This window comes from Methanobrevibacter intestini, assembly GCF_047402955.1.
Lineage (GTDB): Archaea > Methanobacteriota > Methanobacteria > Methanobacteriales > Methanobacteriaceae > Methanocatella > Methanocatella intestini.
In genome coordinates this window covers 446267-470367 of record NZ_CP187956.1, presented here as the reverse complement: position 1 = coordinate 470367, position 24101 = coordinate 446267, and the positions used below count along the sequence as shown (strand labels likewise).

General features: G+C 32.1%; 36 protein-coding genes and 1 pseudogene. 35 read left to right on the top strand and 2 right to left on the bottom strand.

Translation table 11 applies throughout. The features are described from left to right. Nucleotides 1–14: 14 nt before the first annotated feature. The 6 genes and pseudogenes from ACMC9J_RS02095 (at nt 15) to ACMC9J_RS02070 (ending at nt 5043) form a co-directional block, all read left to right on the top strand. Entirely contained in the window at nt 15–596 is a 582-nt protein-coding gene (locus ACMC9J_RS02095) for an MptD family putative ECF transporter S component (RefSeq protein ID WP_019266559.1), read from the top strand. Nucleotides 597–605: 9 nt separating this feature from the next. Further along, nucleotides 606–1325: an energy-coupling factor transporter transmembrane component T gene (locus ACMC9J_RS02090; protein WP_019264665.1), complete on the top strand. Its 720-nt coding sequence runs from the start codon at nt 606–608 to the stop codon at nt 1323–1325. Continuing rightward, nucleotides 1318–2763, top strand: a complete 1446-nt coding sequence (locus ACMC9J_RS02085; RefSeq protein ID WP_427003471.1) for an ABC transporter ATP-binding protein — start codon at nt 1318–1320, stop codon at nt 2761–2763. Before ACMC9J_RS02090 ends, ACMC9J_RS02085 begins: the two co-directional genes overlap by 8 nt. 187 nt (nt 2764–2950) lie before the next feature. Then, nucleotides 2951–3472, top strand: a complete 522-nt coding sequence (locus ACMC9J_RS02080) for a FumA C-terminus/TtdB family hydratase beta subunit (RefSeq protein ID WP_019264663.1) — start codon at nt 2951–2953, stop codon at nt 3470–3472. Nucleotides 3473–3562: 90 nt separating this feature from the next. Further along, nucleotides 3563–3888 (top strand): annotated as a pseudogene (locus ACMC9J_RS02075) (hypothetical protein). After that, entirely contained in the window at nt 3889–5043 is a 1155-nt protein-coding gene (locus tag ACMC9J_RS02070) for a TIGR03576 family pyridoxal phosphate-dependent enzyme (RefSeq protein ID WP_019264661.1), read from the top strand. On the opposite strand, the gene ACMC9J_RS02065 is transcribed toward ACMC9J_RS02070, so the two are convergent. Together ACMC9J_RS02065 and ACMC9J_RS02060 are read right to left on the bottom strand one after the other, a co-directional pair. Then, nucleotides 5033–5950 (bottom strand): biotin--[acetyl-CoA-carboxylase] ligase, encoded by a 918-nt coding sequence (locus ACMC9J_RS02065; RefSeq protein WP_019264660.1) that lies wholly within the window; start codon nt 5948–5950, stop codon nt 5033–5035. The two genes, ACMC9J_RS02070 and ACMC9J_RS02065, sit on opposite strands and share 11 nt — an antisense overlap. A 15-nt stretch (nt 5951–5965) precedes the next feature. Next, on the bottom strand, nt 5966–7459 hold the full coding sequence (locus ACMC9J_RS02060; protein ID WP_019267791.1) for an acetyl-CoA carboxylase biotin carboxylase subunit: 1494 nt from the start codon (nt 7457–7459) through the stop codon (nt 5966–5968). 70 nt (nt 7460–7529) lie between these two features. Here ACMC9J_RS02060 and ACMC9J_RS02055 point away from each other — a divergent pair, with 70 nt between their 5' ends. The 29 genes from ACMC9J_RS02055 to ACMC9J_RS01915 all read left to right on the top strand — a co-directional run bounded on the left by ACMC9J_RS02055 (nt 7530) and on the right by ACMC9J_RS01915 (nt 24021). Next, nucleotides 7530–8144, top strand: coding sequence for an METTL5 family protein (locus ACMC9J_RS02055; protein WP_427003470.1), 615 nt, complete (start codon nt 7530–7532; stop codon nt 8142–8144). A 218-nt stretch (nt 8145–8362) separates the two neighbouring features. Beyond that, nucleotides 8363–9190: a putative RNA uridine N3 methyltransferase gene (locus tag ACMC9J_RS02050; protein WP_019264657.1), complete on the top strand. Its 828-nt coding sequence runs from the start codon at nt 8363–8365 to the stop codon at nt 9188–9190. A 337-nt stretch (nt 9191–9527) separates the two neighbouring features. Continuing rightward, on the top strand, nt 9528–10538 hold the full coding sequence (gene rpl3p, locus ACMC9J_RS02045; protein ID WP_019266554.1) for a 50S ribosomal protein L3: 1011 nt from the start codon (nt 9528–9530) through the stop codon (nt 10536–10538). 2 nt (nt 10539–10540) lie between these two features. Continuing rightward, entirely contained in the window at nt 10541–11305 is a 765-nt protein-coding gene (gene rpl4p / locus ACMC9J_RS02040; protein WP_019264655.1) for a 50S ribosomal protein L4, read from the top strand. Between the two features lie 24 nt (nt 11306–11329). Continuing rightward, a complete protein-coding gene (locus ACMC9J_RS02035; protein ID WP_019264654.1) occupies nt 11330–11590 on the top strand; it encodes a 50S ribosomal protein L23 in 261 nt (86 codons plus the stop codon). A gap of 12 nt (nt 11591–11602) precedes the next feature. Then, nucleotides 11603–12328, top strand: a complete 726-nt coding sequence (locus ACMC9J_RS02030; RefSeq protein WP_004033206.1) for a 50S ribosomal protein L2 — start codon at nt 11603–11605, stop codon at nt 12326–12328. Nucleotides 12329–12343: 15 nt separating this feature from the next. Next, nucleotides 12344–12754, top strand: coding sequence for a 30S ribosomal protein S19 (gene rpsS, locus ACMC9J_RS02025; RefSeq protein ID WP_004033209.1), 411 nt, complete (start codon nt 12344–12346; stop codon nt 12752–12754). A 12-nt stretch (nt 12755–12766) separates the two neighbouring features. Next, the gene (locus tag ACMC9J_RS02020) at nt 12767–13231 is read left to right on the top strand and encodes a 50S ribosomal protein L22 (RefSeq protein WP_004033210.1); all 465 of its coding nucleotides are present in this window, start codon (nt 12767–12769) and stop codon (nt 13229–13231) included. Beyond that, entirely contained in the window at nt 13231–13983 is a 753-nt protein-coding gene (locus tag ACMC9J_RS02015) for a 30S ribosomal protein S3 (RefSeq protein WP_019266553.1), read from the top strand. The genes ACMC9J_RS02020 and ACMC9J_RS02015 overlap by 1 nt, the downstream gene beginning before the upstream one ends. Nucleotides 13984–14021: 38 nt before the next feature. Then, complete coding sequence (rpmC, locus tag ACMC9J_RS02010) at nt 14022–14228, top strand: 50S ribosomal protein L29 (RefSeq protein WP_004033214.1); 207 nt, start codon at nt 14022–14024, stop codon at nt 14226–14228. Then, entirely contained in the window at nt 14229–14570 is a 342-nt protein-coding gene (gene yciH, locus ACMC9J_RS02005) for a stress response translation initiation inhibitor YciH (protein WP_004033216.1), read from the top strand. A gap of 73 nt (nt 14571–14643) precedes the next feature. Continuing rightward, nucleotides 14644–14919, top strand: a complete 276-nt coding sequence (rnp1, locus tag ACMC9J_RS02000) for a ribonuclease P protein component 1 (protein ID WP_019266552.1) — start codon at nt 14644–14646, stop codon at nt 14917–14919. 13 nt (nt 14920–14932) lie between these two features. Next, nucleotides 14933–15250, top strand: coding sequence for a 30S ribosomal protein S17 (locus tag ACMC9J_RS01995; RefSeq protein ID WP_004033219.1), 318 nt, complete (start codon nt 14933–14935; stop codon nt 15248–15250). A 5-nt stretch (nt 15251–15255) separates the two neighbouring features. Beyond that, nucleotides 15256–15654: a 50S ribosomal protein L14 gene (locus ACMC9J_RS01990; protein WP_004033220.1), complete on the top strand. Its 399-nt coding sequence runs from the start codon at nt 15256–15258 to the stop codon at nt 15652–15654. Nucleotides 15655–15662: 8 nt separating this feature from the next. Continuing rightward, nucleotides 15663–16016, top strand: a complete 354-nt coding sequence (gene rplX / locus ACMC9J_RS01985) for a 50S ribosomal protein L24 (RefSeq protein WP_019264651.1) — start codon at nt 15663–15665, stop codon at nt 16014–16016. Nucleotide 16017: 1 nt separating this feature from the next. After that, complete coding sequence (locus ACMC9J_RS01980; protein WP_019264650.1) at nt 16018–16746, top strand: 30S ribosomal protein S4e; 729 nt, start codon at nt 16018–16020, stop codon at nt 16744–16746. Next, nucleotides 16743–17255, top strand: coding sequence for a 50S ribosomal protein L5 (locus ACMC9J_RS01975; protein WP_019264649.1), 513 nt, complete (start codon nt 16743–16745; stop codon nt 17253–17255). The genes ACMC9J_RS01980 and ACMC9J_RS01975 overlap by 4 nt, the downstream gene beginning before the upstream one ends. A 16-nt stretch (nt 17256–17271) precedes the next feature. Continuing rightward, nucleotides 17272–17415, top strand: a complete 144-nt coding sequence (locus ACMC9J_RS01970) for a 30S ribosomal protein S14 (protein ID WP_004033224.1) — start codon at nt 17272–17274, stop codon at nt 17413–17415. Between the two features lie 12 nt (nt 17416–17427). Then, nucleotides 17428–17820: a 30S ribosomal protein S8 gene (locus ACMC9J_RS01965; protein ID WP_004033225.1), complete on the top strand. Its 393-nt coding sequence runs from the start codon at nt 17428–17430 to the stop codon at nt 17818–17820. 8 nt (nt 17821–17828) lie between these two features. Continuing rightward, nucleotides 17829–18365: a 50S ribosomal protein L6 gene (locus ACMC9J_RS01960; protein ID WP_019266551.1), complete on the top strand. Its 537-nt coding sequence runs from the start codon at nt 17829–17831 to the stop codon at nt 18363–18365. A gap of 15 nt (nt 18366–18380) precedes the next feature. Continuing rightward, nucleotides 18381–18710: a 50S ribosomal protein L32e gene (locus ACMC9J_RS01955; protein ID WP_019264647.1), complete on the top strand. Its 330-nt coding sequence runs from the start codon at nt 18381–18383 to the stop codon at nt 18708–18710. 126 nt (nt 18711–18836) lie between these two features. Next, nucleotides 18837–19283, top strand: coding sequence for a 50S ribosomal protein L19e (locus ACMC9J_RS01950; protein WP_019264646.1), 447 nt, complete (start codon nt 18837–18839; stop codon nt 19281–19283). An 11-nt stretch (nt 19284–19294) separates the two neighbouring features. Next, the gene (locus tag ACMC9J_RS01945) at nt 19295–19876 is read left to right on the top strand and encodes a 50S ribosomal protein L18 (RefSeq protein ID WP_019264645.1); all 582 of its coding nucleotides are present in this window, start codon (nt 19295–19297) and stop codon (nt 19874–19876) included. Nucleotides 19877–19878: 2 nt separating this feature from the next. Next, the gene (rpsE, locus tag ACMC9J_RS01940) at nt 19879–20520 is read left to right on the top strand and encodes a 30S ribosomal protein S5 (protein WP_019264644.1); all 642 of its coding nucleotides are present in this window, start codon (nt 19879–19881) and stop codon (nt 20518–20520) included. A gap of 13 nt (nt 20521–20533) precedes the next feature. Next, nucleotides 20534–20992, top strand: coding sequence for a 50S ribosomal protein L30 (locus ACMC9J_RS01935; RefSeq protein WP_019266550.1), 459 nt, complete (start codon nt 20534–20536; stop codon nt 20990–20992). Nucleotides 20993–21001: 9 nt separating this feature from the next. Continuing rightward, complete coding sequence (locus ACMC9J_RS01930; RefSeq protein WP_019264642.1) at nt 21002–21439, top strand: uL15m family ribosomal protein; 438 nt, start codon at nt 21002–21004, stop codon at nt 21437–21439. A 30-nt stretch (nt 21440–21469) separates the two neighbouring features. Further along, complete coding sequence (gene secY / locus ACMC9J_RS01925) at nt 21470–22834, top strand: preprotein translocase subunit SecY (RefSeq protein ID WP_019266549.1); 1365 nt, start codon at nt 21470–21472, stop codon at nt 22832–22834. Nucleotides 22835–22875: 41 nt separating this feature from the next. Beyond that, the gene (locus ACMC9J_RS01920) at nt 22876–23436 is read left to right on the top strand and encodes an adenylate kinase (RefSeq protein WP_019264640.1); all 561 of its coding nucleotides are present in this window, start codon (nt 22876–22878) and stop codon (nt 23434–23436) included. A 9-nt stretch (nt 23437–23445) separates the two neighbouring features. Then, a complete protein-coding gene (locus tag ACMC9J_RS01915; RefSeq protein ID WP_004033244.1) occupies nt 23446–24021 on the top strand; it encodes a DUF106 domain-containing protein in 576 nt (191 codons plus the stop codon). Nucleotides 24022–24101: the final 80 nt, after the last annotated feature.

Genomic DNA, 24101 nt, shown 5'->3' with positions numbered 1-24101 from the left:
AGGAGGTAATATTAATGAGTAAAATGTTAAATGTAAAAGATTTAATCACTGTAGGTATTTTTGCAGTGATATTGACAGTTTCAATTTTTATTTTTGGAATGCTGGGTTATATCCCAATACTGATGATTGCATTGCCGGTCATTGTAGCGTTAATTGCAGGAATTCCATATATGCTGTTTTTAACAAGAGTTGATAAATTTGGAATGACTTCATTGTTGGGTTTGGTTTTGGGAATTGTAATGTTTTTAAGCGGTCACACATGGATTCCAATTGTAGTCTATACACTTTGTGGATTGATGGCGGATGTAGTTTTAAAAATTGGAGATTATTCTTCTATTAAAAATTCAATTATCAGTTATGGATTTTTCTCATTAGGAATATTTGGTAATATGCTGCCGTTTTACATTTTAAGAGATTATTTTGTTGAGTCAATTCGTGCATCAATGGGAACTGACTATGTAAATGTAATTTTACCGTTTTTAACAAATGAAATGCTGATTATTTTGATAATTGCAACATTTGTTGTCGCTTTATTCAGTGCATATATTGGAAAAATTGTTTTGAAAAAACATTTTGAAAAAGCGGGTGTGGCCTAAGGTGATATTATGGGATTAAAACTAAATTTTAAATTGGATCCAAGAACTAAAATTATAATTTTGATTTTGATAAGTTTCATGGTTTTTAATGAAGTGCCATTATACATTAGTGGAATTTTAGTTTTAATTCCCTTTATTTGTTTATTTTTTTCAAATCGTATGAAGCTTGCTTTAAGTTATATTTTAATTTATATTGTTGCAAAATATATTCAGATTTATCTTCTTCCAACTGCAACAGGCATAATTGCAATATTGATGATAATGTTTAGTTATACAACTACTAGAATGTTGCCTATTTTGATGATGGGATATTATACAGTCACAACAACAAAAGTAAGTGAATTTATAGCTTCCATGGAAAAAAGCAATATTCCGAAAGAGGTTACTATTCCGCTTTCAGTTATCTTTAGGTATATTCCGTCAGTTTATGAAGAAATTAAATCAATAACTAATGCAATGAAAATGAGAGGCTTTGGTTTGAATGTTAAATCATTGAAAAATCCTTTAAAACTGGTGGAATTTTATATGATTCCTATTCTGGTCAGTGCTATTAAAACAGCAGATGAACTATCTGCAGCTTCTTTAACAAGGGGATTAAGTAATCCTGAAGCCAGAACTCATTTTATGGAAGTTAAATTAAATAAAATAGATTATGCATTACTGGCGGTTTCATTAATCGGTTTAGGAGTTTATGTGTATTATTTTTTAGGTGGTGTATTTATTGCTTAAAATAGATAATGTTTCATTTTCATATGACAACAGTAAGGATAACTGTAATCTGGAAGATATTAATCAGAATATTGAAAAAGGTGAAGTCATTCTGCTTTGTGGTGAATCAGGTTGTGGAAAAACAACATTAACACGCATAATAAACGGAATTATTCCCAACTTTTTCGAGGGAACAAGACATGGAAATGTATATTTGAATGGTAATTTAATAAGCGAAATGCCAATTTATGAAATATCAAGATACATAGGTTCCGTTTTTCAAAACCCAAAAACACAATTCTTCAATGTGGATACAACAAGTGAAATAGTTTTTGGGTGCGAAAATCTTGCAATGAATACTGATGAAATAAAAAATAGATTGAGGCATGTTGTAAACGACTTTAGATTACAGCATCTTCTTGATAAAAATATTTTTAAATTATCTGGTGGTGAAAAGCAAAAAATTGCAGGAGCATCAGTATCTGCAGTTTTCCCAGACATATTTGTTCTTGATGAACCTTCATCAAATTTAGATTCGGAATCTAGCTGGGATTTGGAGGACATTATTAAGAAATGGAAAGAATCCGGAAAAACGGTTATTATAGCTGAACATAAACTGTTCTTTTTAAGTAATGTTGTTGATAGAGTTATATTTATGGAAAAAGGGCAAATTACTAATGAATGGTCTATTGACCAGTTCAGACATATTGACCATAGGGATTACGGTTTAAGACAAATAAATTTGAAAAAATTGGATGTTAATCATAGTGAGTATTATTCAAATAATCATGAAATGATTGAACTTAAAAATTTTAATTTTAAATATGGTAAAAATCAGGTATTAAGTATTGATGGAGTTAAAATCCCAAAAAATGAAATAATTGCAGTCATCGGAAAAAATGGTGCTGGAAAATCTACTTTTGCAAATTGCTTATGCGGACTTAAAAAGTCTTGTAAAGGGGAAATTATTTGGGGAGATAATCATTTGAAAAGAAAAAACTTGCTTAAAAAGACATATATGGTGATGCAGGATGTTAATCATCAATTATTCACTGAAAGTGTACTTGATGAAGTATTGCTGAGTATGGATGATGAAAATACAGGTCGTGCTGAGGAAATATTAACAAACTTAAATCTGATTCATCTAAAAGAAGTGCACCCTATGGCATTGTCTGGCGGTGAAAAACAAAGAGTTGCTATTGCATCAGCTATTGCTTCAGATAAGGAATTTCTGATTTTTGATGAACCGACAAGTGGGCTTGATTTGAAGAATATGATGAAAGTTAGTGAAAATTTAGTTTATCTTCAAAAATTAGGCATTACTTCATTTATCATTACTCATGATTTTGAATTAATAATGGAAGTGTGTTCCCATGTTTTGCATATGGAAGACGGAAAAATTATTGATAATTATAAAATAAATGAAGAAAAACTAGGAAATTTTTTCTTAAAAAATTGATTTGAAACATAATATGCCAATAATTCTGATTATTTCAAGTTTTTTAAACAGAATTAAAAATTTTAAACTAATTTTCATCAGAAAATTTTAAATCAACAAAGTTTTTGAAAAGAGCATAGGTGTCTACCCATTAAATTTATAAAAGCTAAAAATTTTATATATTTATAATAATTTACAAGGTGACCAAATGGAAAAAAATATTAAAGTGCCGGTTAAAAACGAAGATTTGACTGATTTGAAAATTGGAGATGTAATTACATTAACTGGAAACATTATAACTGCAAGAGATCAGGCGCATAAAAGAATTTTAGAACAGGGTGCCCCATTAGATATTGAAGGTGCAGCTATATTTCATGCAGGACCAATTATATCCAAAGATGAAAACGGATATAAAATGGTAGCTGTAGGTCCGACTACTTCTATGAGAATGAATCCTTATCAAAGTGATGTTATTGATATGGGTCCTAAAATAGTAATAGGTAAAGGAGGAATGGATGATACAGTAAGAAAAGCTTTAGTTAAAAACAATGCATTATATGTTGTAGCTACTGGCGGATGCGCAGCACTTTATGTTGATGCAGTTGAAGAAATTGAAAGTGTTGACTGGCTGGATTTAGGAATGCCTGAAGCTATGTGGAATTTAAAAGTTAAAGATTTTGGACCACTTATAGTAGCTATGGACAGTGATGGTAACAGTTTATACGACTAATTTTTAAATCAAATAAGAATGCTTATATAATATGTGAATTTTAACTATAATTTAGATTATATATAAATAAAGTTTCAGGATGTGTTATAAATGCCAGATATAAATGAACTTGCTGAAAAAAAATTGAAATCCAGAGTAAGAAAAATTAAAAAAGTAAATAAAAGTGATGAAGAAAAAGAAAAGTTTTTTGTACAGTTAGGAGCTTCTGTGGAAATATTTTTCCCTAATAAAAAACCTGAAGAATTAAGTGACAGTTTAATTTTATGGACAACTCCTGAAGGTAAAATTACTGATGCAGAATATTCTTATGAAGAACCTGAAAATGAACAGTTGTTCAAATGCCAGTACCTGAAAAAGATTTAAAAGCATTTGTTGAAGCTTTCAAAGACTTTAAATTAGAATTTGACTCTGATTAGATGATAGTTAACAATTCTTTAGATGAAGTTAAAAAAAGAGAAAATGCTTTATCTATTATAAAAAACATCATTGAAACTGAAGGTCGCAGTGGATTATATGATTTAACTGGTTTGGCTGGAGGATTTATTGCTTCATCATCCCAATTAAGTTTACTTGAAACTTATGTAGGACCAGCTATTTTTGAAGATGAAATTCAGGAAGTTGGAAAAAGACATTTAGGTGGGGAAAAAATTCTTCCACTTAACAGAACCTCTTCAGGTATTTTAGCTACTGTTCTTTCATTAGTTGATAAAGGGTCTAATGTTGTGCATTACCTTGCCCAATTACCTGCCCATCCTTCCATTCCGAGAAGCTGTGAATTGGTTGGAGCTAATTATTTTGAAACTGATGATTTTGATAAATTTGAAATACCTGAAAATACTTCTTTAGTTGTTGTAACAGGTTCAACAATGGATCATAAAGTCATTGATGAAGATATTTTTAAAAAAGTCATTGAAATGGCTCACAAACAGAATATTCCTGTTATGGTTGATGATGCATCAGGAGCCAGACTTAGAACTGTTGTATTTAAACAGAAAAAAGCCTGTGATTTAGGTGCAGATATTGCAATTACCAGTACTGATAAATTAATGCCGGGTCCTAGAGGCGGATTAATGGCAGGTCGTGAAGATTTAGTTGATAAAATCAAAGTTAAAGCTAATCAATTTGGTCTTGAAGCACAGCCTCCAGCTATTTTAGCTATGATTAATGGTATTAAAAATTTTAAGGGTGAAAATTTAATTAAAGGATTTTCAAGAAAGGAAGAACTGTTTAAATTATTAAGTAAGAATTTTAATGCTTTTAGTGAAACTCCAACAGGAGTCATGATTTCATCTCATGATTTGGCTAGTGAAGTTAAAGTTTCACATAATTTATCTGATAATGATTTGGCATTTATTTTTGCATTTATATTATTAAAAGACCATGGAATTATTACAATTCCTCCAGTTTCAATGCCCGGTGCATCTACAACAATAAGATTTGATTTATCTACAAAAGATGCATTTAATTTAGATTTAAATGATTTAAATAAAAAAATAGAATCTTCATTTAATAAGCTACAGGAAGTAGTTACAAATGAAGATAAATGCAGGGAGATTGTATTTACTTCTTAATTATACATTCTCCAGATATTACTTTTTCTAAAGTTCCATCAATTTTTTCCACAACTAATGATCCGTCTCTGCTGATACCTAAAACATAACCGTCATAAGGTTTGCTGAATGGTTCGTGTACTTCTACGATTTTTCCAATAGTGTAGGAGTTTTTTCTCCATTCTTTTAAGATAGTTTCGTATTCTTCATTTATGAACTGTTCGCTGATTTTTTCAAATTCTTCTAAGAATAATTTAATTAGAAGGTTTTCATCGACTTTTTCACCAATTTCATCATTTAATGTTGTCATGTTTTCCCGTAATTCTTCAGGGAAGTTTTCAATGCTTATGTTTGCATCAATTCCAACACCAATAATAACACTTTCAATAGTGTTAAAGCTGGTTATTGCTTCAGTCAGTATTCCGCAGACTTTTTTTCCATGAATTAAAATGTCATTAGGCCATTTTATTTCGGCATTTTTAACGCCTATTCTTTTTAAGGTATTTTCAACAGCTACACCAGTTGCAAGGGTAATTAATGGGATTTTGGAGTGGTTTACATTTGGATTTAATATAATTGATAACCAGACACCACCAAGAGGAGATTCCCAGTTTTTACCTGATCTGCCTCTAGCTTTTGTTTGCTTTTCAGAAATTACAACTGCTCCGTTTCCAACACCATTCATTGATAAAAATTTAGCTATTGTGTTTGTAGACATTACTTCATTAAATATATAGATATCTTTACCTATGTATTTGGTGTTTAAGTTTTTTGAGATTTCATCTCTTTTAATGTGTTCAGTTTCTTCTTTTCCAAGTTCTCTGACTAAATCAGAAAAATCACCAATCTCAATATTGCTTATTTCATCAATAGTTTTTTCAGATAATTTTCCCTCTTTTTTCAATAGCTTTACTATTTCATTTTGCATTTCTAAATCCCCAATTTATTTTTTATTCATTTGTTGGTTTTTAGCAGTATTTAAATAAGATCCAACAGCAGCAGAAATTGCAGCTATTTTTTTACTTGGCATAAAAGTGGATTTCATTTTATTTACATTTTCCAAATCTTCTGCAATCACATTAACCATTTCACTTTCAATACCGTTTTTGTATTGGTCAATAAAGTGAGTGTTTAAGTCACCACTAATAAAGTTAGGATTTCTTAAAATAGCTTTATGGAACGGAATTGTAGTTTTAACTCCTAAAATAATGTATTCGCTTAATGCTCTTTTCATTCTGGCTATGGAGTCATCTCTAGTTCTTCCCCAGGTTACTAGTTTTGAAATCATGGAATCATAGAAAGTAGGAATGGTATAATTCATATAAACTCCACTATCTAAACGTACACCAGGTCCTCCAGGAGATCTGTAACCGGTAATTTTACCAGGATTTGGTGCAAAATCGTTTAACGGATCTTCTGCATTAATACGACATTCGATTGCATGACCTGATACTTGTATATCTTTCTGTTCGTAACTGAGTTCATCACCATTAGCTATTCTGATTTGTTCTTTAATCAAATCGGTATTTGTAACAAGTTCGGTAATTGGGTGTTCTACTTGAATACGGGTGTTCATTTCAAGGAAGTAATATTGGCCATTGTCATATAAGAATTCAACAGTACCTGCACTGGTATAACCGATATATTCAGCAGCTTTTACTGCACTTGCTCCCATTTCAGCTCTAAGTTCTTCAGTCATAATTGGGGAAGGTGCTTCTTCAAGTAATTTCTGATGTCTTCTTTGGATAGAACATTCCCTATCAGCTACATGAATAACATTTCCATGTTCATCAGCTAATAACTGGAATTCAATATGTCTAGGTTTTTCAAGGTATTTTTCAATAAATACAGTTGAATCTCCAAAGTTTGTAGAAGCAACAGATTGTGTAGATTCAATTGCACGCACTAATTCGTCTTCTTCATAAACAGCACGCATACCAATTCCTCCACCACCTGCAGAAGCTTTTACAATTACAGGATATCCAATTTGTCTAGCTATTTCTTTAGCTTCTTCAATGTCTGTAACTCCTTCAGGAGTACCTTCGATAACAGGAACTCCAGCTTTTTTCATAAGAGCTTTTGAAGTTATTTTATCTCCCATTTGATGGATTACGTCACCGGTAGGTCCTATAAGTTTAATTCCATTTTTTTCACATGCTTCACCAAATTTAGGGTTTTCAGCTAAAAATCCGTATCCTGGGTGAATAGCATCGGCTCCAGATTCAAGTGCAATATCTATGATTTTTTCTATATTTAAATAAGACTTGGCTGGGGAAGGATTACCTAAAGGGTAGCTTTCATCAGCATAGTTTGTATAAAGGGATGTTGTATCTGCATCAGAGTATATAGCTACGCTTTGGATATCAAGCTCACGACAGGCACGCATAACTCTTATTGCAATTTCTCCTCTATTTGCAATTAATATCTTTTCAAACATTCGAAACCTCTTTTTAATTTTTATTAATAATATAATTATATAAGAAATAATAATTAAATATGTTGTTTAGATGAAAAAAATTACTAAAAAGAAACATTTGGAAATGGCTATACAAAATGTTCCCAGTCATCCAAATCCGAAAGTAGACCTTGAACAGTATTCTACTCCTGCTGTTATTGCATCAGATTTGTTATGGAATGCATATTCTTTAGATGATATAGTAGATAAAAAAGTAATGGATTTGGGCTGTGGAACTGGAATATTTGCAATTGCATCTATGTTATTAGGTGCTACTTCTGCTGTTGGTGTTGATATTGATAAAGAATCCATTGATTTAGCCAGCAGTTACTGTGGTGATGTTGAATTTATATGTGGTGATGTTTGTGATTTGGAAAATGACTTTGATGTTGATACTATTTTTCAAAATCCACCATTCGGATCACAAAAAAATGCAAAAAAGGGGTCTGATTTAAAATTTATCAGTAAGGCTATTGAACTGTCTCCAAAAGTTTTGTATTCCTTTCATATGGCATCAACTGAGGAGTTTTTAATTAGCTATTTTGAAAAAAATGATTTGGAAATTACCCATATTTTCAGATATAATTTTCCCATTCCTAAAATTTATGAATTTCATACAAAGGAATCTGCAAATGTTGAAATAATAGTAATTCGAGCTTTACTTTAAATTTTACTTATTTTAAATAGAAAAACAATACCTTTATATACTACATAATCTATATATTATATTAATATATTCCTTATGAGTATAAAAGTTGGTAGCATAATAAGATGGCTACAGATATTATAATTGATATAATATTTATAAAATGTATAAGTCTATTAGTGATAGCTATGTAAATGTAGGGAAATCTTTATATACTTTATTTTACTAATATTAAAATAATGTATAAAGATGAGCTATCTGTATTTATTCCGAATTCTTTTCTATCTGAATCTAAAGATCTTAAAGTTCGTACTTTTAAAGTGGGAGTTTTAGGTAGAGCTTTAGCAGTATTTCAGATTGATAATGTTGTTATTTATAATGATGACCACATTAAAAATGAAAATGGGGAAGAAGATGGAGAATTTATTGCTGAAGTTTTAAATTATATGAATACTCCTCAGTATTTGAGGAAAAGTGCATTTCCTATAAGGCCAGAACTTAAGCATGTAGGTATTCTTCCACCACTTAGAGCTCCTCATCATCCAGTTAATAGTCAACCAGACGTGGGCGACTATAGACAGGGATTTACTGTTAAAAGAAATAAGAAAGGAACTTTTGTGGATATAGGTATGGATAAACTTGCATTCTGCAAAGAGCAACTTACTGTTAAGAAAATTTTTAACTTTAAGATTACAAAAATTGCTAAGAAAGAAGTAATAGTCACACCTGATAAACCAGATGACATTTACTGGGGATATAATGTAATATCCTCTAATAAGAGTCTTAAAAATAGCTTAAAATTAATTAAACCAGATTTTGTTGTTGAAACTACAAGATATGGGGATTATATTGATTCTATTTTTGATGAATTAAAACTTAAAGTAGATGAATTTAAAAATATTGCTATTTTGTTTGGTGGCCCATATTCTTCAATTTCAGAAGATGTTTCTAGCGGTAATTGGGAACATATTAAGTTAAATACTATCCCTAACCAAGGAACTGAAACTGTTAGAACTGAAGAGGCAGTTGTCGCTACACTTTCTTTATTCAACATTTTGAGATTTTAATTCTCTTTATTAATTATTAGTTTTTATACATGGCTAATAGATAATTTGCTCAACTTTTTATACATTGATGTTTTTAGGACTCTCCTAAAAATTACTTAGCGCAGAATGGTTTATACATTAAACGAGCGCTTAATTATGTTTCAATTAATTTCGCTCAAAAGAATATATTAAACTTTGATGTTTATTTAACTGTGATTTTATTGCGGTTATTTATTACTCGGATAATATTATACTTGGTGTAATATTACCCAAATCTGAAAATAGCTATTTATAGCTATTATTTAAAAATTTGAATATAATAAAATAAAGGAAAATATTAGTTAAGGAGGTAAAATAAATGGTAAGACATCACCAGCCAAGAAAAGGGTCTGTTGCTTTTAGTCCAAGGAAAAGAGCAGCTAAAGAAACCCCTAGGATAAAATCTTGGCCACAAAATGATGAACCAAAATTACTCGGCCTCGCAGGTTATAAAGTCGGTATGACTCACGCGTTAGTGACTGATTCTGACAAAAACTCTCCAACTAATGGTATGGATGTTTTCACTCCAGTAACCGTATTGGAAGTACCTCCAGTCGTAGTAATGGGAATTAGAGCATACGAAAAAACTTCTCGTGGATTAAAAGTGATCACCGAAGTACTTGCAGATAATTTAGATGAAGAACTCTCAAGGAAAATTTCTCTTCCTAAAGAATACAATAAATCTGAAGCTATTGCAAAAATACAAGGTGTATTAGACAAAACTGAAGATATTAAAGTTTTAGTCCATACTAATCCAAAAGTAACTAGCGTACCTAAGAAAAAACCGGACATATTTGAATGTGGTATTGGAGGAGCAAATCCTGAAGAAAAATTAAATACTGCATTAGAATTATTAGGTAATGAAGTAAAAGCTAGTGATATCTTAAACGAAGGTCAATTTGTAGATGCAATTGCAACTACTAAAGGAAAAGGATTCCAAGGTGTAGTTAAAAGATGGGGAATCAGAATTCAATATGGTAAAGCTGTAAGAGCAGGTAAAGGAAGACACGTAGGTTCTATTGGACCTTGGACTCCATCAAGAACCATGTGGACTGTAGCACAAGCAGGTCAAATGGGATACCATAAAAGAACTGAGTTTAATAAAAAAATCTTAAAAATCGCATCTGCTGATGAAGTTGATCAAATTAATCCAGATGGCGGATTTGTAAAATATGGTCTTGTTAAAAATGACTATGTTTTAGTAAAAGGTTCATTACCAGGTCCATCTAAAAGATTAGTTATTTTAAGACAACCTATTAGACCTAATAAAAAGTCTGAGGATATGCCTCAAATAAACTACATAAGTACAAAATCTAAACAAGGGGTCTAATCATGAAAGCAAACGTTTATTCAATGGAAGGGGAAGTTAAAGAAGAAATCGAACTTCCAGCTATTTTTAATGAAGAATACAGACCTGATTTAATAAAAAGGGCTGTTATTTCAGCACAAACCGCTAGAGTACAACCATGGGGTAATGATCCTAAAGCAGGTAAAAGAACTTCTGCAAAAGGTTGGGGATCCGGTAGAGGTACAGCTAGAGTACCTAGGATTAAAAACGGTTCCAAAGCAGCATTTGTACCAATGGCTGTTGGTGGTAGACGTGCACATCCTACAAGAGCTGAAAAAAATCATCACGAAAAAATCAACATAAAAGAAAGAAGATTTGCAATCAGATCTGCTGTAGCAGCTACTGCAAATAAAGAACTTGTTGAAAACAGAGGTCACAAATTAGGAGACCTTGAACAAGTACCTATTATTGTTGAAGATGATATTTGTTCTGTAAAAACTACTAAACAAACTCGTGAAATTTTCCAAAACTTAGGAGTTTACGATGACATTACCCGTGCTAAAGAAGGTAAAAGAATAAGAGCTGGTAGGGGTAAAACCAGAGGAAGAAAATACAAAAAAGTAAAAGGACCTCTTTTAGTAGTCGGTGAAGATAACGGTATCAAATTAGGTGCAAGAAACCATGCTGGTGTAGATGTAGTAACTGTTGAAAACTTAAATGCAGAATTATTAGCACCAGGTACTCACCCAGGAAGACTCACTATTTTCACTAAATCAGCTGTTGAAAAATTAGGAGGTTTATTCCAATAATTTTGGATAAATAAGGTGATTATTATGGATTCATACTCAATTATTATTAAACCTCATGTTACTGAAAAAACCATGAATTTAATCGATAAAAATAATGAGATTACTTTTGTTGTAAAACGTAGTGCTAACAAAGGTCAAATTAAAAGGGCTTTTGAAGAGTTATACGAAGAAAAAGTAGCTAGAGTAACTACTCATATCACTCCTCGTGGTAATAAAGTAGCATTTATTAAACTTGTTGAAGAAGAAATGGCAGAAGAACTCGCTGTCAAAATAGGAGTATTCTAAGGAGGAATTATAATGGGAAAACGATTAATAATTCAAAGAAGAGGAAGAGGAACTCCTGCTCACCGTGTTGCTTCTCATCGTTTTAAAGATAAAATCAGATACAGGTCTTACGATGCATTAGAAAAAGAAGGTAGTATTAAAGGAATTGTTACTGATATTGTACACGATCCAGCAAGAACTGCTCCAATTGCAGAAGTAAAATTTGAAAATGGTGAAAAGAAATTTATCTTAGCACCTGAAAGCATTCAAATTGATGATGAAATTGAATGTGGTATTTCTGCTCCTATTAAATTTGGTAATACTTTACCTCTTGCTGAAATTCCAGAAGGAACTCCTATTTATGATATTGAAAACACTCCTGGAGACGGAGGTCGTTTTGTAAGATCATCTGGAACTTATGCTTCTTTAATTACTCATGATGCTAATCAATCTGTTGTAGAATTACCATCTGGTGAATTAAAATATCTTAACCCAAGATGCCGTGCAAGTATCGGTGTTGTAGCTGGAGGAGGAAGAAAAGAAAAACCATTCCTTAAAGCTGGTAACAGATGGCATGCTTACAAAGCTAAAGGTAAGAAATTCATGACTGTAAGAGGAGTAGCTATGAACGCTGTTGATCACCCTCACGGGGGAGGTAACAGGCAACATCCTGGTCGTCCAACTACTGTTTCAAGACATGCACCACCAGGAAGAAAAGTTGGTTCAATTGCAGCTAAAAGAACAGGATTAAAAAGATAGATAGAGGGTGTTTCATTGGCAAGAAAAATATTTAAATATAAAGGTTATACTCTTGAAGAATTACAAGACATGTCTTTAGAGGAAGTAATGGAATTATTCCCTGCAAGACAAAGAAGGTCTTTAAAAAGAGGATTTTTACCAAGACAACAAATTGTTTTGGATAAAATGAGGAAGTTAAATAAAGAAGGCAGCAAAGATGGTAGGCCTGTTGTAATCAGGACCCATTGTAGGGATATGATTGTTTTACCTGAAATGGTTGGAACAACTTTCGGTATTTACAATGGTCAAAACTTTGTTGAAGTTACAATCGAACCAGAAATGATTGGTTGTTACTTTGGTGAATTTGCACCAACAAGACAAAAAGTTCAACATGGAGACCCAGGTATGGGAGCTACAAGATCATCTATGTTTGTACCACTTAAATAGGGAGATTAGATCATGGCTAATAAATATGCTTATAATAAAGAAACTAATGAAGCAAAAACTGCACGTGCTATGGCAAAATCTCTTAAGATTTCTCCAAAACACTGTGTTGAAATTTGCAATGCAATAAGAGGAATGGAAGTAACTAAAGCTAAAAATTATTTAGAAGATGTTATTGATATGAAAAAATCTGTTCCTTTCAAAAGACACAACAGACAAGTTGGTCACAGAAAAGGACAAGAAGGATGGGCAGCAGGTAGATACCCTGTAAAAGCAGCAGAACAAGTATTAAAAGTTTTAGAAAATGCTGAAGCTAATGCTGAATACAAAGGTATGGACACTGAAAACTTATTCATTGAACATATCTCCAGCCACAGAGGAGTTGTACTTCCTGGAGTTATTCCAAGAGCATTCGGTAGGATGACCCCATTTAACACTCCAACTACTCATATTCAAATAGTATTACAGGAGGCTAACTAATGATAGAAAAAGATTTCGTCACTGAGGGCCTTAAAAGAACCAGAATTGATGAATACTTAGAAAAAGAACTTGAAAGAGCAGGATACGGTGGTATGGATGTTCAAATTACACCTTTAGGTACCATGGTTGTTGTTTATGCAGAAAGACCTGGTATGGTAATTGGTAGAGGTGGAAAAAACGTAAGAGCTATTACTAATACTCTTAAAAATGACTTTGGTTTAGACAATCCTCAAATTGAAGTTAAAGAAGTAAATGTTCCTGAACTCAACCCAAAAATCATGGCTTATAAAATAGCTAACATGTTACAAAGAGGTATGCATTTCAGAAGAGTTGCTTACTCTACCATTCGTAGAATCATGGGCGCTGGAGCTCAAGGTGTAGAAGTTACTATTTCTGGTAAAATCAGAGGTTCAAGATCTGCTGTAGCTAAATTTGTTGAAGGTTACATCAAAAAATGTGGTGAACCATCAATCAGATTAGTTGAAGAAGGATTTGCTACAGTTCAATTAAAACCAGGTGTACTTGGTATATATGTAAGAATCATGCCTCCAGAAACTGTATTACCTGATTCAGTTGAGATTCTTCCTCCAAAAATGGAAATTATTGAAGACGATGAAGTAGTTGAAGTTGAAGAACTTGACGACAGCGAAGAAATCGTTGAAGATGAAATTGTTGAAGAAGTAGAAGATCTCGATGAATTAGAAGAGATTGTTGAAGAGGAATCTGCTGAAGAAGCAAAAGAGGATAGTTAAATTATTAAAAATTTAATTATTTCAAAAGAGTTGGAACAATGGCGATTTTAAGAAGTAAAGAAATTTGGGACATGGAAGTTGATGAGATTCAAGATAAATTAGTTGAACTCAGAGCTGAATTATCCAAAAATGTTTCTAAAAGTGCAGCTGCTGGGGTAATTGAAAACCCAGGAAAAATTAGAGAATTGAAAAGAACAATTGCTCGTGTTCTTACAATATTGAATGAAAAACAGAAGGAGAATTAAATGTCAAAAATCTGTGATGTCTGTGGGCTTCCGGAAGAACTTTGTGTGTGTGAAGAGATTGCACGTGAAGTTCAAACTGTTAAAGTATTTACAGTAAGGAGAAGATTCGGAAAACTCATGACTATTATCGAAGGTATAGATGAACACGATATTGATATCAAAGAACTTACAAAAACTCTTAAAGCAAAATGTGCTTGTGGAGGTACTTCTAAAAACGGTCAAATAGAACTTCAAGGGGATCATAAAGTAAGAGTCAAAGAAGTTTTATCTGACATGGGTTTTTCATCAGATACAATAGAAATTCGTGAATCTAAGAAGAATAATAAAAAAAGAAGAAGGTAATTCATCTCTTCGATACATTTCAATAAAAATTTTATAATTTTTTGCTGATTACAGTTTTTTAAGAGATGCAAATATGATTACGGTAAATAATTTAGTCCATCATGAGTTCATAGGATTAAGTGTAAGTGTTACTAGTGTATCTAACAAGTCTCTTAGATTAAAAGGAACTGTTATTGATGAGACAAAGAATACCATTAAAATTGAAGTTGATGATGTTGAAAAAATAATTCCAAAAAAGGGTTCAATATTTATATTCGAACTTCCAACTGGAGAGAAAGTTGAAATTAATGGTAATATTTTGTCAATTCGTCCTGAAGATAGAATAAAAAAAAGATTTAAAAAAATATAAATACGGTGATAATATGGTTGGGCTTAATGTTCAAGAACCAGAAACTACATGTGATGATCCTAACTGCCCATTTCATGGAACTTTACCTTTAAGAGGTCAAGTTCTTGAAGGAATTGTAGTGAGTAACAAAGCAGAAAGGACCATTAGTGTTGAACGTAGTTACTATAAATTCATAAAAAAATATGAAAGATATGAAAAAAGAAAATCCAAAATTAACGTTCACAAGCCAGATTGCTTAAGTGTGAATGTTGGAGATTCTGTAAAAGTTGCAGAATGCAGACCATTAAGTAAAACTAAACATTTTGTTTTAGTTGAAGTAAAAGGAGAGTAATTGTTATGAAAGCATTAACATCAAATGTATCTAAAGCATTACCAATTGGAGCTACTCTCCAATGTGTAGACAATACTGGTGCACGTGAAATCCAAATTATATCTGTAAAAGGTTTCAAAGGTGTAAGAAGGAGATTGGATGTTGCTGGTGTTGGAGATTTAGTTGTTGCTTCTGTTAAAAAAGGAACTGCTGACATGAGAAGAGAAGTTGTAAACGCTGTTGTAATCAGACAGAAAAAAGAATACATGCGTGCTGACGGACTTCGTGTTAAATTTGAAGATAATGCAGCAGTTATCATCACTCCTGAAGGAATCTTAAAAGGATCTGAAGTAAGAGGTCCTGTTGCTAAAGAAGCAGCTGACAGATGGCCTAGTGTAGGTAGTGCAGCAAGTATTTTAGTATAGGTGAAAAAATGTCAAAACAACCAAGAAAACAAAGAAAAGCTCTTTACAATGCTCCTGCTCATGCACGTGGAAAACACATGAGTGCTACTTTAAGTAAAGACTTAAGAGCAGACATTGGTAAAAGATCTTTACCTATTAGGAAAGGGGACAAAGTTCAAGTTCTCCGTGGAGATTTTAAAGGACATGAAGGTGCAGTTTTAGGTGTGGACTACAGTTCATACAAAATAACTATTGAAGAAGTAACTTTATCAAAACCTGACGGAACTGCAGTTTTCCTTCCAGTAGATCCATCTAACGTAATGATTATTGATGCAGATATGGATGACGATAGAAGAATTAAAAATGTAACAGGAGACAATTAAAATGGCTAAAATGGGATCTAGAAAACATTTGAAAACATACAAAGCACCAAAAACTTGGCCTATTCATCCTAAAGAAGATACCTGGACTGTTAAACCTTCAGCAGGTTCACATTCTATTGAGAATTCTTTATCTTTAACTTTAGTTATTAGAGATATTTTAAAATTAGCTGATAATTCTAGAGAAGCTAAAAGAATCATCAACTCAGGTAATGTTCTTGTAGATGGAAGAGTAATTAAAGATTATAAATTCCCAGTTGGTTTCATGGATATTATTGAAATCCCAAAAACTGGTGAAGTTTATAGAGTGCTTTTAGATAAAAAAGGAAGATTACAATTAAACCAAATTGAAGAAAATGATTCTAAATTATGTAAAATAGTTAATAAATCTACCATTAAAGGCGGAAAAATCCAAGTAAACCTTCATGACGGTAAAAATGTAATTATTGATGAAAATGATTACAATGTTGGAGATGTTATTAACTTAAAAGTACCTGACCACGAAATCAATGAAGTTTTCGAATTAAAAGAAGGTGCTTGTGTACTTATTACTGGTGGTAAACACACTGGTGAGTTAGGTACTGTTTCTGAAATTATTGTAAACGAATCTTCCAACCCTAACACTATTATTATTGAAAATAGTGCTAAAGATGAATTTTTAACTTTAAAAGATTATGCATTTGTAGTTGGTGACAATGAACCAGCAATATCTTTATTGGAGGTTAATAAATGAACCCAATGAACGAAGTACAAATTTCTAAAGCTACTGTCAGCATTGGTGTTGGAGAAGCAGGTGAAAAATTATCTCGTGCTATTACCCTTTTAGAACAAATGTTCGATCAAACTCCAGTTAAAACATTTTCTAAAGTTACCAACCCTGAATTTGGTATTAGAAAACGTCAACCAATTGCATGTAAATTAACTTTACGTGGAGAAAAAGCTGATAAAGCTATTGAAATGGTTTTAGAAGGAATTAATAAAAATATCAAACCTACCCAATTTGATGATCAAGGAAACCTTTCCTTTGGTATTAAAGAACATATTGATATTCCAGGTATGAAATATAATCCTGATATTGGTATTTTTGGTATGAATGTATCTGTTACTTTTGAAAAACCAGGTTACAGGATTGCTAAAAGAAGAATCCAACAAAAGAAAGTTCCAGCAAAACATAGAATTTCTAAAGAAGAAACTATGAAATATATGGAAGATAATTTTAATGTCAATTACGTGACTGAATAAATGTTAAGGTGATATTTTGCCAAGAAAATATGGAAAAGCTGCAAAAAAATGTACTCGTTGCGGAGACCACTCTGCTATGATTAGTAGATATGGGCTTAGCTTATGCAGACAATGCTTTAGGGAAATAGCTCCTAAAATAGGTTTTAAAAAATATAATTAGAGGTGTTTTAATATGAGTCTCATGGATCCACTTGCTGATGCTTTAACTAATATTAGAAATAACGAATTACAAGTAAAAGACTCTTGTGTTATTTCACCTGCATCCAAATTAATTGGAGAAGTTTTAAGCACAATGCAAAAAGAAAATTACATTGGTAATTTTGAATATATTGATGATAACAGAGCAGGTCAATTCAAAGTAGAATTAGAAGGTAACATTAACAAATGTGGTGTTATTAAACCTCGTCATGCTGTTAAAAAAGATGAATTTGAGAAATTTGAAAAAAGATATTTGCCAGCAAAAAACTTTGGTATTTTAATCGTTACAACTCCTGAAGGAATTATGACTCATTATGAGGCAAAAGAAAGAGGAATTGGTGGACGTTTGTTGGCTTACATGTATTAGGTGATAAAATGGTAGTAGCTGCAGCTATAAGGGAAGAAATTGAAATCCCTGAAGGCGTTGAAGTTATAATTAATAATAATGAGGTCACTGTAAAAGGACCTAATGGAGAAGACTCCAGAAAATTCACATATCCTAATGTGGATATTAGTGAAGTTGAAAACAATGTTGTTTTAGAAACTTCATTCCCAAGAAAAAAAGATAAAGCAATGATTGGAACCACAAAAGCTCACATTAGTAATATGATTACTGGTGTTACTGACGGTTTCGAATATCATATGAAAATTGTATTTGCTCACTTTCCAATGACTGTGAAAGTAAACAAAGACATTGTAGTAATTGACAATTTCCTCGGGGAAAGACATCCAAGAACTGCTAAAATAGTAGGTAGTGCTAAAGTAGTAGTTAAAGGTGATGAGGTAACAATTACTGGTATCAATAAGGAACATGTTGGTCAAACCATGGCTAACTTAGAACAAGCAACTAAAATTAGGGGAAGAGATCCTAGAGTATTCCAAGATGGAATATATTTAATTAGCAAAGAATAAGGAATTGGTGATTAAATGGCTAATAAAAGATTTAAAAGACAAGAATATGCTCGTTATAAAAAACTTGGAATCAAATGGAGACGTCCTAGGGGTAAAACCAGTAAAATGAGAAGATATGAAGCAGGAAAACCTGATATGCCTGCTATCGGTTACAGAACTCCTAGAGCGGTTAGGGATTTACATCCTTCAGGTTATAATGATGTTCTTGTTCATAATATGATGGAATTAGAAGACTTAAACCCAGCTACTGATGCTGCAAGAATAAGTGCTTCTATTGGTAAAAGGAAAAAAGATTTGATGTTAGAAAAAGCATCAGAATTAGGTATTAAAGTTTTAAATAAATAAATATTATATTCACATTTATTCAAGTTGAATCAATTCCGGGTTTTATGAATTGATTTTTCTGATTTAAAGGGAATTTAGATTTTTATCTAAATTTATCAGCTATGCTGAAAATGGAGGATTATATATATGAATCTTACAACTCAAAAAAGATTAGCTGCTAGTATACTTAAAGTAGGACTCAATCGTGTATGGATTGATCCTGAAAGAATGGAAGAAGTATCCATGGCAATTACTAGGGAAGGTGTAAAGCAGTTAATAGATAATGGAGCTATTAAAGCTAAACCTCAAAAAGGTATTAGTAGCTACAGGTCTAAAAAATTAGCAGAACAAAAGAAAAAAGGAAAAAGGAAAGGTAGAGGTAGTGTAAAAGGAGCTAAAAAAGCTCGTAATCCTAAAAAACAAGAATGGATGACTACAATTAGAGCTTTAAGAAAAGATCTTAAAGACATGCGTGATGCAAACGAAATTGATGCTACTACATACCGTAAATTATATAAAATGGCTAAGGGTGGTGCTTTCAGAAGTAAATCTTACATGAAAACATATGCTCGTGACCATGATTTAATTAAATAGGAGGAATAAACGTGGCTCAAGGATCAAATTATAAAGTACCATTTAGAAGGAGAAGAGAAGGAAAAACTGATTACGCAGCTAGGATGAAATTAGTCGATTATGACAAATCTCGTTTAGTTGTAAGACTTTCTAATGCTCATGCAACTGTTCAAGTTATTGATTATGCTCCTGAAGGAGATATTACATTAGCATCTGCAGTAAGTAAACAATTAGCTAATTACGGTTATTTAGGTGGAGCAAGTAATACTTCTGCAGTATATTTAACTGCTTACCTTTGTGCTAAAAGAGCATTAGCTAAAGGTATTGACTCTGCAATTTTAGACATTGGTTTAAAATCTGCTATTAAAGGATCTAAAGTATTTGCAGCTCTTAAAGGTGCTGTAGATGCAGGTTTAGATATCCCTTATGGTGAAGCTGTTTTACCAGATGAATCCCGTATTAATGGAGAACATGTAGCAAACTATGCTGAGTCTTTAGATGATGATGAAATTGCAAAATTATTCTCAAAGTATTTAGAAAGAGGCCTTCAACCAGCAGATTTACCTAAAAACTTTGAAGAAACCAAAAAGAATATCGATGAGGCAGAGGAATAACTATGAGTTTTAATATAGATGAATGGGAACCTAAAACTAAAATGGGTAAATTAGTTAAAGAAGGAACCATTACAGATATTGATGAAATCTTTGAAAAAGGTCTTCCTATAATGGAATTAGAAATTGTAGATGCTTTAGTTCCAGATTTAGAAGAAGAAGTAATGGATGTTAACTTAGTTCAAAGAATGCACAAATCTGGTAGAAAAGTTAACTTCAGAGTAATTGTTGCTGTAGGTAACAAAAACGGTTATGTTGGATTAGGTCAAGGAAAAGCTAAAGAAGTAGGTCCAGCTATCAGAAAAGCTGTTGACAATGCTAAATACAACCTTATTAAAGTAAGAAGAGGTTGTGGAGATTGGGGTTGTGTTTGTGGTAAAGAACACACCGTACCTTTCAAAGTACAAGGTAAAGCAAGTAGTGTAAATGTTTCCCTTATGCCTGCACCTGCTGGAGTAGGTTTAGTAATTGGAGATGTTGGTAAAACAATCTTAAATCTTGCTGGTATTAAAGATGTATGGTCTCAATCTTTCGGTCAAACTCAAACTACTGTAAACTTTGCTAATGCTATATTTGATGCTTTAAAAACTTTAAGTGCAGTTAAAGCTAGTGAAGCTGACCTTAAGAAAATGGGAGTTAAATATTAGATGGTGATTAAATATGTTTTTAGTTATAAGAGTTAGAGGAACTACTGGTGTTATTAAAAACATCGCTGATACTTTAGACATGTTAAGACTTAACAGAATTAGCCATGCAGTTTTAGTTGAAGATACTCCAAGTTACAATGGTATGCTTCAAAAAGCTAAGGATTACATCACTTGGGGTGAAATTGATGCAGACCTTTTAGCTGAAATTATTGCTAAAAGAGGTAAATTCACAGGTAACAACAAAGTTACTGATGAATATGTAGCTGAAAATTCTGATTACAAAAATATTGAAGAATTGGCTAAAGCTGTAATTGCTGGTGAAGTTAAATTAATGGACTTAGATATTAAACCTGTATTCCGTTTACACCCTCCAAGGAAAGGATATGAAGACATCCGTCTTTCTGTTAAAGAAGGAGGATCCTTAGGTTACAGGGGAGAAAATATTAAAGATCTTGCAGAAAGAATGCTTTAGGTGTATAAGATGATTAGATCAAAACGTAAAATTAATAAACTCAGAGGTTCTAGATCCAACGGTGGAGGCTGTACCAAAAAACGTAGAGGTGCAGGTAACAAAGGTGGTAGAGGTAATGCAGGAGCTTCCAAACAACATTGGACTTGGACTGCAAAATTTGACCCAGACCATTATGGTAAACATGGATTCAAAAGACCTCAAAAAATGATTAAAAAAACAAATCCTGTTAACTTAAGTTACTTGGAAGAGCAAGCTGATAAGTTAATTGAAAGTGGTAAAGCATCTAAAGATGGAGATTCCATTGTTATTGATGTTACTGAATTAGGTTATGATAAAGTTTTAGCTAAAGGTAAAATAACTAAATCTTTCATTATTTCAGCACCTCAATTTTCTGCTTCAGCTATTGAAAAAATTGAAGAAATGGGAGGAGAAGCTATCGAATTATAGTTTCTTTTTTCTTTTTATTAGAGGAATAAAATGTCATCATTAAAAGTTTTAGAGCCATTATTTAGGTTTTTACCAGAAGTAAAATCTCCTGTGCATCATGAAGATTTTAATGAAAAACTTAAATGGACTGCTCTTATTTTGGTATTATACTTTATATTAACTGAAATACCATTATATGGTTTGAGTTCTGCAGCAGTGGACCAGTTTGCTCAATTAAGAGCAGTTATGGCGGGAAGTTTCGGTTCAATTTTAACATTAGGAATTGGACCTATTGTAACTGCGTCAATTGTATTGCAATTATTAGTTGGTTCCAAATTGTTAGATTTAGATTTGTCTTCTCCAGAGGATAAATCCCAGTATCAGGCCACACAAAAAATATTATCCATAGTCTTCACAATGTTTGAAGCTGGTGTATTGGTATTGACAGGAAGTTTAGTACCAATTGATAATTCATATCTTGGTGTGTTATTCCTTCAACTTGTTATTGGAGCAATATTGATAATTTATCTTGATGAAGTTATCTCCAAATGGGGATTTGGTAGTGGTATTGGTTTATTTATTGCAGCTGGTGTTTGTGAAGCTATTCTTGTAGGTACCTTCAGTTTCATACCTGGATCTGACGGTATTTATGGTGGGGCAATTCCTGCATTTATCCAATCCTTCTGGTCAAGTTCTATTGACTTTTCAGTATTAATTCCATTAATTGCAACAGCAGCTGTATTCTTTGTTGTTGTATACGGTGAATCTATGAGAGTGGAAATTCCTATTTCTCATGGTTCAGTAAGAGGACATGGAAGAATTAGAGGTTCTGTTGGTAAATATCCATTAAAATTTGTATATGCAAGTAACATGCCTGTTATTTTAACCAGTGCATTACTTGTAAACGTTTCCCTTCTTGCAAGTGTCTTCCAAAAAATTGGTTACCCGATTTTCGGTGAAATTGTTAATGGTAAAGCTGTAAGCGGTATTGCATTATACTTATCTACACCAAATGATGTTAGTTTGTTAGTAACTGACCCTGTTCGTGTAATTATATATGCAATTTTCTTCTTGCTTTGTGCAATTTTATTCTCATATCTTTGGGTTGAAATTAGTGGATTAAATGCTAAGAAAATTTCAGAACAACTTTACAAGTCAGGTATTCAAATACCGGGTTTCAGAAGCAGTAAACGTCAATTATATAAAATATTGAAAAAATACATTCCAGCACTTACTATTATAAGTGGTCTTTATGTAGGTATAATTGCATTTTGTGCAGACTTAACTGGAGCATTAGGTGGAGGTACTGGTGTATTGCTTACTGTTGGTATTATACATAAAATATACGAGGAAATGGCTGAGGAACAACTCATGTCAGCAAATCCAGTACTCAGGAAATTTTTAGGAGGAGAATAATTATTCTTCTTCATCAATCTTTTTAAAAATGGGGGATTAAATTGAAATTGGTAGTATTAACAGGTATTCCAGGTTCTGGAAGTACCACTTTGCTTAATAAAGCACTTGAAGAAGTAGATTATATTCATTTAAATTATGGAGATATAATGACTGAAATCGCAATTGAAGAGAAAATTGTTGATGATAGAGATGCTTTAAGAAAATTATCTCCAGATGTTCAAAAAGAAATTCAAGAAAAAGCAGCAAAAAGAATTAAAGAAAGATCTGAAAATGAAAATATTATTGTAGATACTCATTGTACTATAAATACTCCATCTGGGTTTTTACCAGGTCTTCCAATTTGGGTTTTAAATGAATTGCAACCTAATCTTTTTGTCATGATTGAAGCTAATCCTGATGAAATTATTTACAGAAGATTAAATGATGATACTCGTTCTAGAGATATTGAAAGAGCAAAAGATATTCAATTACATCAAGAAATGAATAGGGCAGCATCTATGGCTTATGCTACATTAACTGGTGCTACCGTAAAAATTATTGAAAATCACGATAATCATTTACCTTCTACAGTTTCAAAATTAGTGGATGTTTTAAATAAATAGAGGAATTTCATGATTGACATATTTAACATGGTATTTGAGGCACTAAATGCAATATTCAGTCCATTGCTTGCTTTAGATCCGAATCCTCAAAATCCAGCATTAACTGTTTTGGTTATTGCATTCATTGTTTCATTAATAACTACAATAGCTAATAAATTATTAGTTGACCAAGACGAAATGAATGAAATACAACAGAAAATGAAAGACTACCAAAAAGAGGTTAGGGAAGCTCAAAAATCTGGTGACGGGAAGAAATTAGCTAAACTTCAAGCTCAACAAGCTGAAATTATGCAAAATCAAAGTAAGATGATGACTAATTCTTTCAAGCCGATGATTGTTACTTTTATTCCAATTATTTTGATATTCTTTTGGATGAGAGCTTCTCCAATTAGTGGTTTAGTTATCTCTATGCCTCCTGGTGCATTTTATGTATCATTAGCTCCAATTTGGCATTTTATTGGTAGTTTTATGTATGGAGGCCATTCTGTCGGATATAATATTGGATGGTTATTCTGGTATTTCATATGTACTTTTGGTATGAGTCAAATATTAAGGAAATTTTTAGGTTTCAAACAAGGATTTTAATTAATCCTTAACCTATGTATTTATTAATAATGAAAACAATATAGTATAATATTCTATTTTGAATACGCTATTACACAATT

Coding starts and splice junctions, on each gene's coding strand:
- ACMC9J_RS02035 (WP_019264654.1), top strand. CDS start 11,330: ATGGATTCATACTCAATTATTATTAAACCTCATGTTACTGAAAAAACC.
- ACMC9J_RS01960 (WP_019266551.1), top strand. CDS start 17,829: ATGGTAGTAGCTGCAGCTATAAGGGAAGAAATTGAAATCCCTGAAGGC.
- ACMC9J_RS02030 (WP_004033206.1), top strand. CDS start 11,603: ATGGGAAAACGATTAATAATTCAAAGAAGAGGAAGAGGAACTCCTGCT.
- ACMC9J_RS02080 (WP_019264663.1), top strand. CDS start 2,951: ATGGAAAAAAATATTAAAGTGCCGGTTAAAAACGAAGATTTGACTGAT.
- ACMC9J_RS01935 (WP_019266550.1), top strand. CDS start 20,534: ATGTTTTTAGTTATAAGAGTTAGAGGAACTACTGGTGTTATTAAAAAC.
- rpmC (WP_004033214.1), top strand. CDS start 14,022: ATGGCGATTTTAAGAAGTAAAGAAATTTGGGACATGGAAGTTGATGAG.
- ACMC9J_RS02055 (WP_427003470.1), top strand. CDS start 7,530: ATGAAAAAAATTACTAAAAAGAAACATTTGGAAATGGCTATACAAAAT.
- rpsE (WP_019264644.1), top strand. CDS start 19,879: ATGAGTTTTAATATAGATGAATGGGAACCTAAAACTAAAATGGGTAAA.
- ACMC9J_RS01965 (WP_004033225.1), top strand. CDS start 17,428: ATGAGTCTCATGGATCCACTTGCTGATGCTTTAACTAATATTAGAAAT.
- ACMC9J_RS02070 (WP_019264661.1), top strand. CDS start 3,889: ATGATAGTTAACAATTCTTTAGATGAAGTTAAAAAAAGAGAAAATGCT.
- ACMC9J_RS02060 (WP_019267791.1), bottom strand. CDS start 7,459: ATGTTTGAAAAGATATTAATTGCAAATAGAGGAGAAATTGCAATAAGA.
- ACMC9J_RS02020 (WP_004033210.1), top strand. CDS start 12,767: ATGGCTAATAAATATGCTTATAATAAAGAAACTAATGAAGCAAAAACT.
- ACMC9J_RS02050 (WP_019264657.1), top strand. CDS start 8,363: ATGTATAAAGATGAGCTATCTGTATTTATTCCGAATTCTTTTCTATCT.
- ACMC9J_RS01950 (WP_019264646.1), top strand. CDS start 18,837: ATGAATCTTACAACTCAAAAAAGATTAGCTGCTAGTATACTTAAAGTA.
- ACMC9J_RS01930 (WP_019264642.1), top strand. CDS start 21,002: ATGATTAGATCAAAACGTAAAATTAATAAACTCAGAGGTTCTAGATCC.
- ACMC9J_RS01915 (WP_004033244.1), top strand. CDS start 23,446: ATGATTGACATATTTAACATGGTATTTGAGGCACTAAATGCAATATTC.
- rplX (WP_019264651.1), top strand. CDS start 15,663: ATGTCAAAACAACCAAGAAAACAAAGAAAAGCTCTTTACAATGCTCCT.
- ACMC9J_RS01955 (WP_019264647.1), top strand. CDS start 18,381: ATGGCTAATAAAAGATTTAAAAGACAAGAATATGCTCGTTATAAAAAA.
- ACMC9J_RS01975 (WP_019264649.1), top strand. CDS start 16,743: ATGAACCCAATGAACGAAGTACAAATTTCTAAAGCTACTGTCAGCATT.
- ACMC9J_RS01980 (WP_019264650.1), top strand. CDS start 16,018: ATGGCTAAAATGGGATCTAGAAAACATTTGAAAACATACAAAGCACCA.
- rpl3p (WP_019266554.1), top strand. CDS start 9,528: ATGGTAAGACATCACCAGCCAAGAAAAGGGTCTGTTGCTTTTAGTCCA.
- ACMC9J_RS02015 (WP_019266553.1), top strand. CDS start 13,231: ATGATAGAAAAAGATTTCGTCACTGAGGGCCTTAAAAGAACCAGAATT.
- secY (WP_019266549.1), top strand. CDS start 21,470: ATGTCATCATTAAAAGTTTTAGAGCCATTATTTAGGTTTTTACCAGAA.
- ACMC9J_RS02065 (WP_019264660.1), bottom strand. CDS start 5,950: ATGCAAAATGAAATAGTAAAGCTATTGAAAAAAGAGGGAAAATTATCT.
- ACMC9J_RS02095 (WP_019266559.1), top strand. CDS start 15: ATGAGTAAAATGTTAAATGTAAAAGATTTAATCACTGTAGGTATTTTT.
- rnp1 (WP_019266552.1), top strand. CDS start 14,644: ATGATTACGGTAAATAATTTAGTCCATCATGAGTTCATAGGATTAAGT.
- ACMC9J_RS01990 (WP_004033220.1), top strand. CDS start 15,256: ATGAAAGCATTAACATCAAATGTATCTAAAGCATTACCAATTGGAGCT.
- ACMC9J_RS01995 (WP_004033219.1), top strand. CDS start 14,933: ATGGTTGGGCTTAATGTTCAAGAACCAGAAACTACATGTGATGATCCT.
- rpl4p (WP_019264655.1), top strand. CDS start 10,541: ATGAAAGCAAACGTTTATTCAATGGAAGGGGAAGTTAAAGAAGAAATC.
- yciH (WP_004033216.1), top strand. CDS start 14,229: ATGTCAAAAATCTGTGATGTCTGTGGGCTTCCGGAAGAACTTTGTGTG.
- ACMC9J_RS02090 (WP_019264665.1), top strand. CDS start 606: ATGGGATTAAAACTAAATTTTAAATTGGATCCAAGAACTAAAATTATA.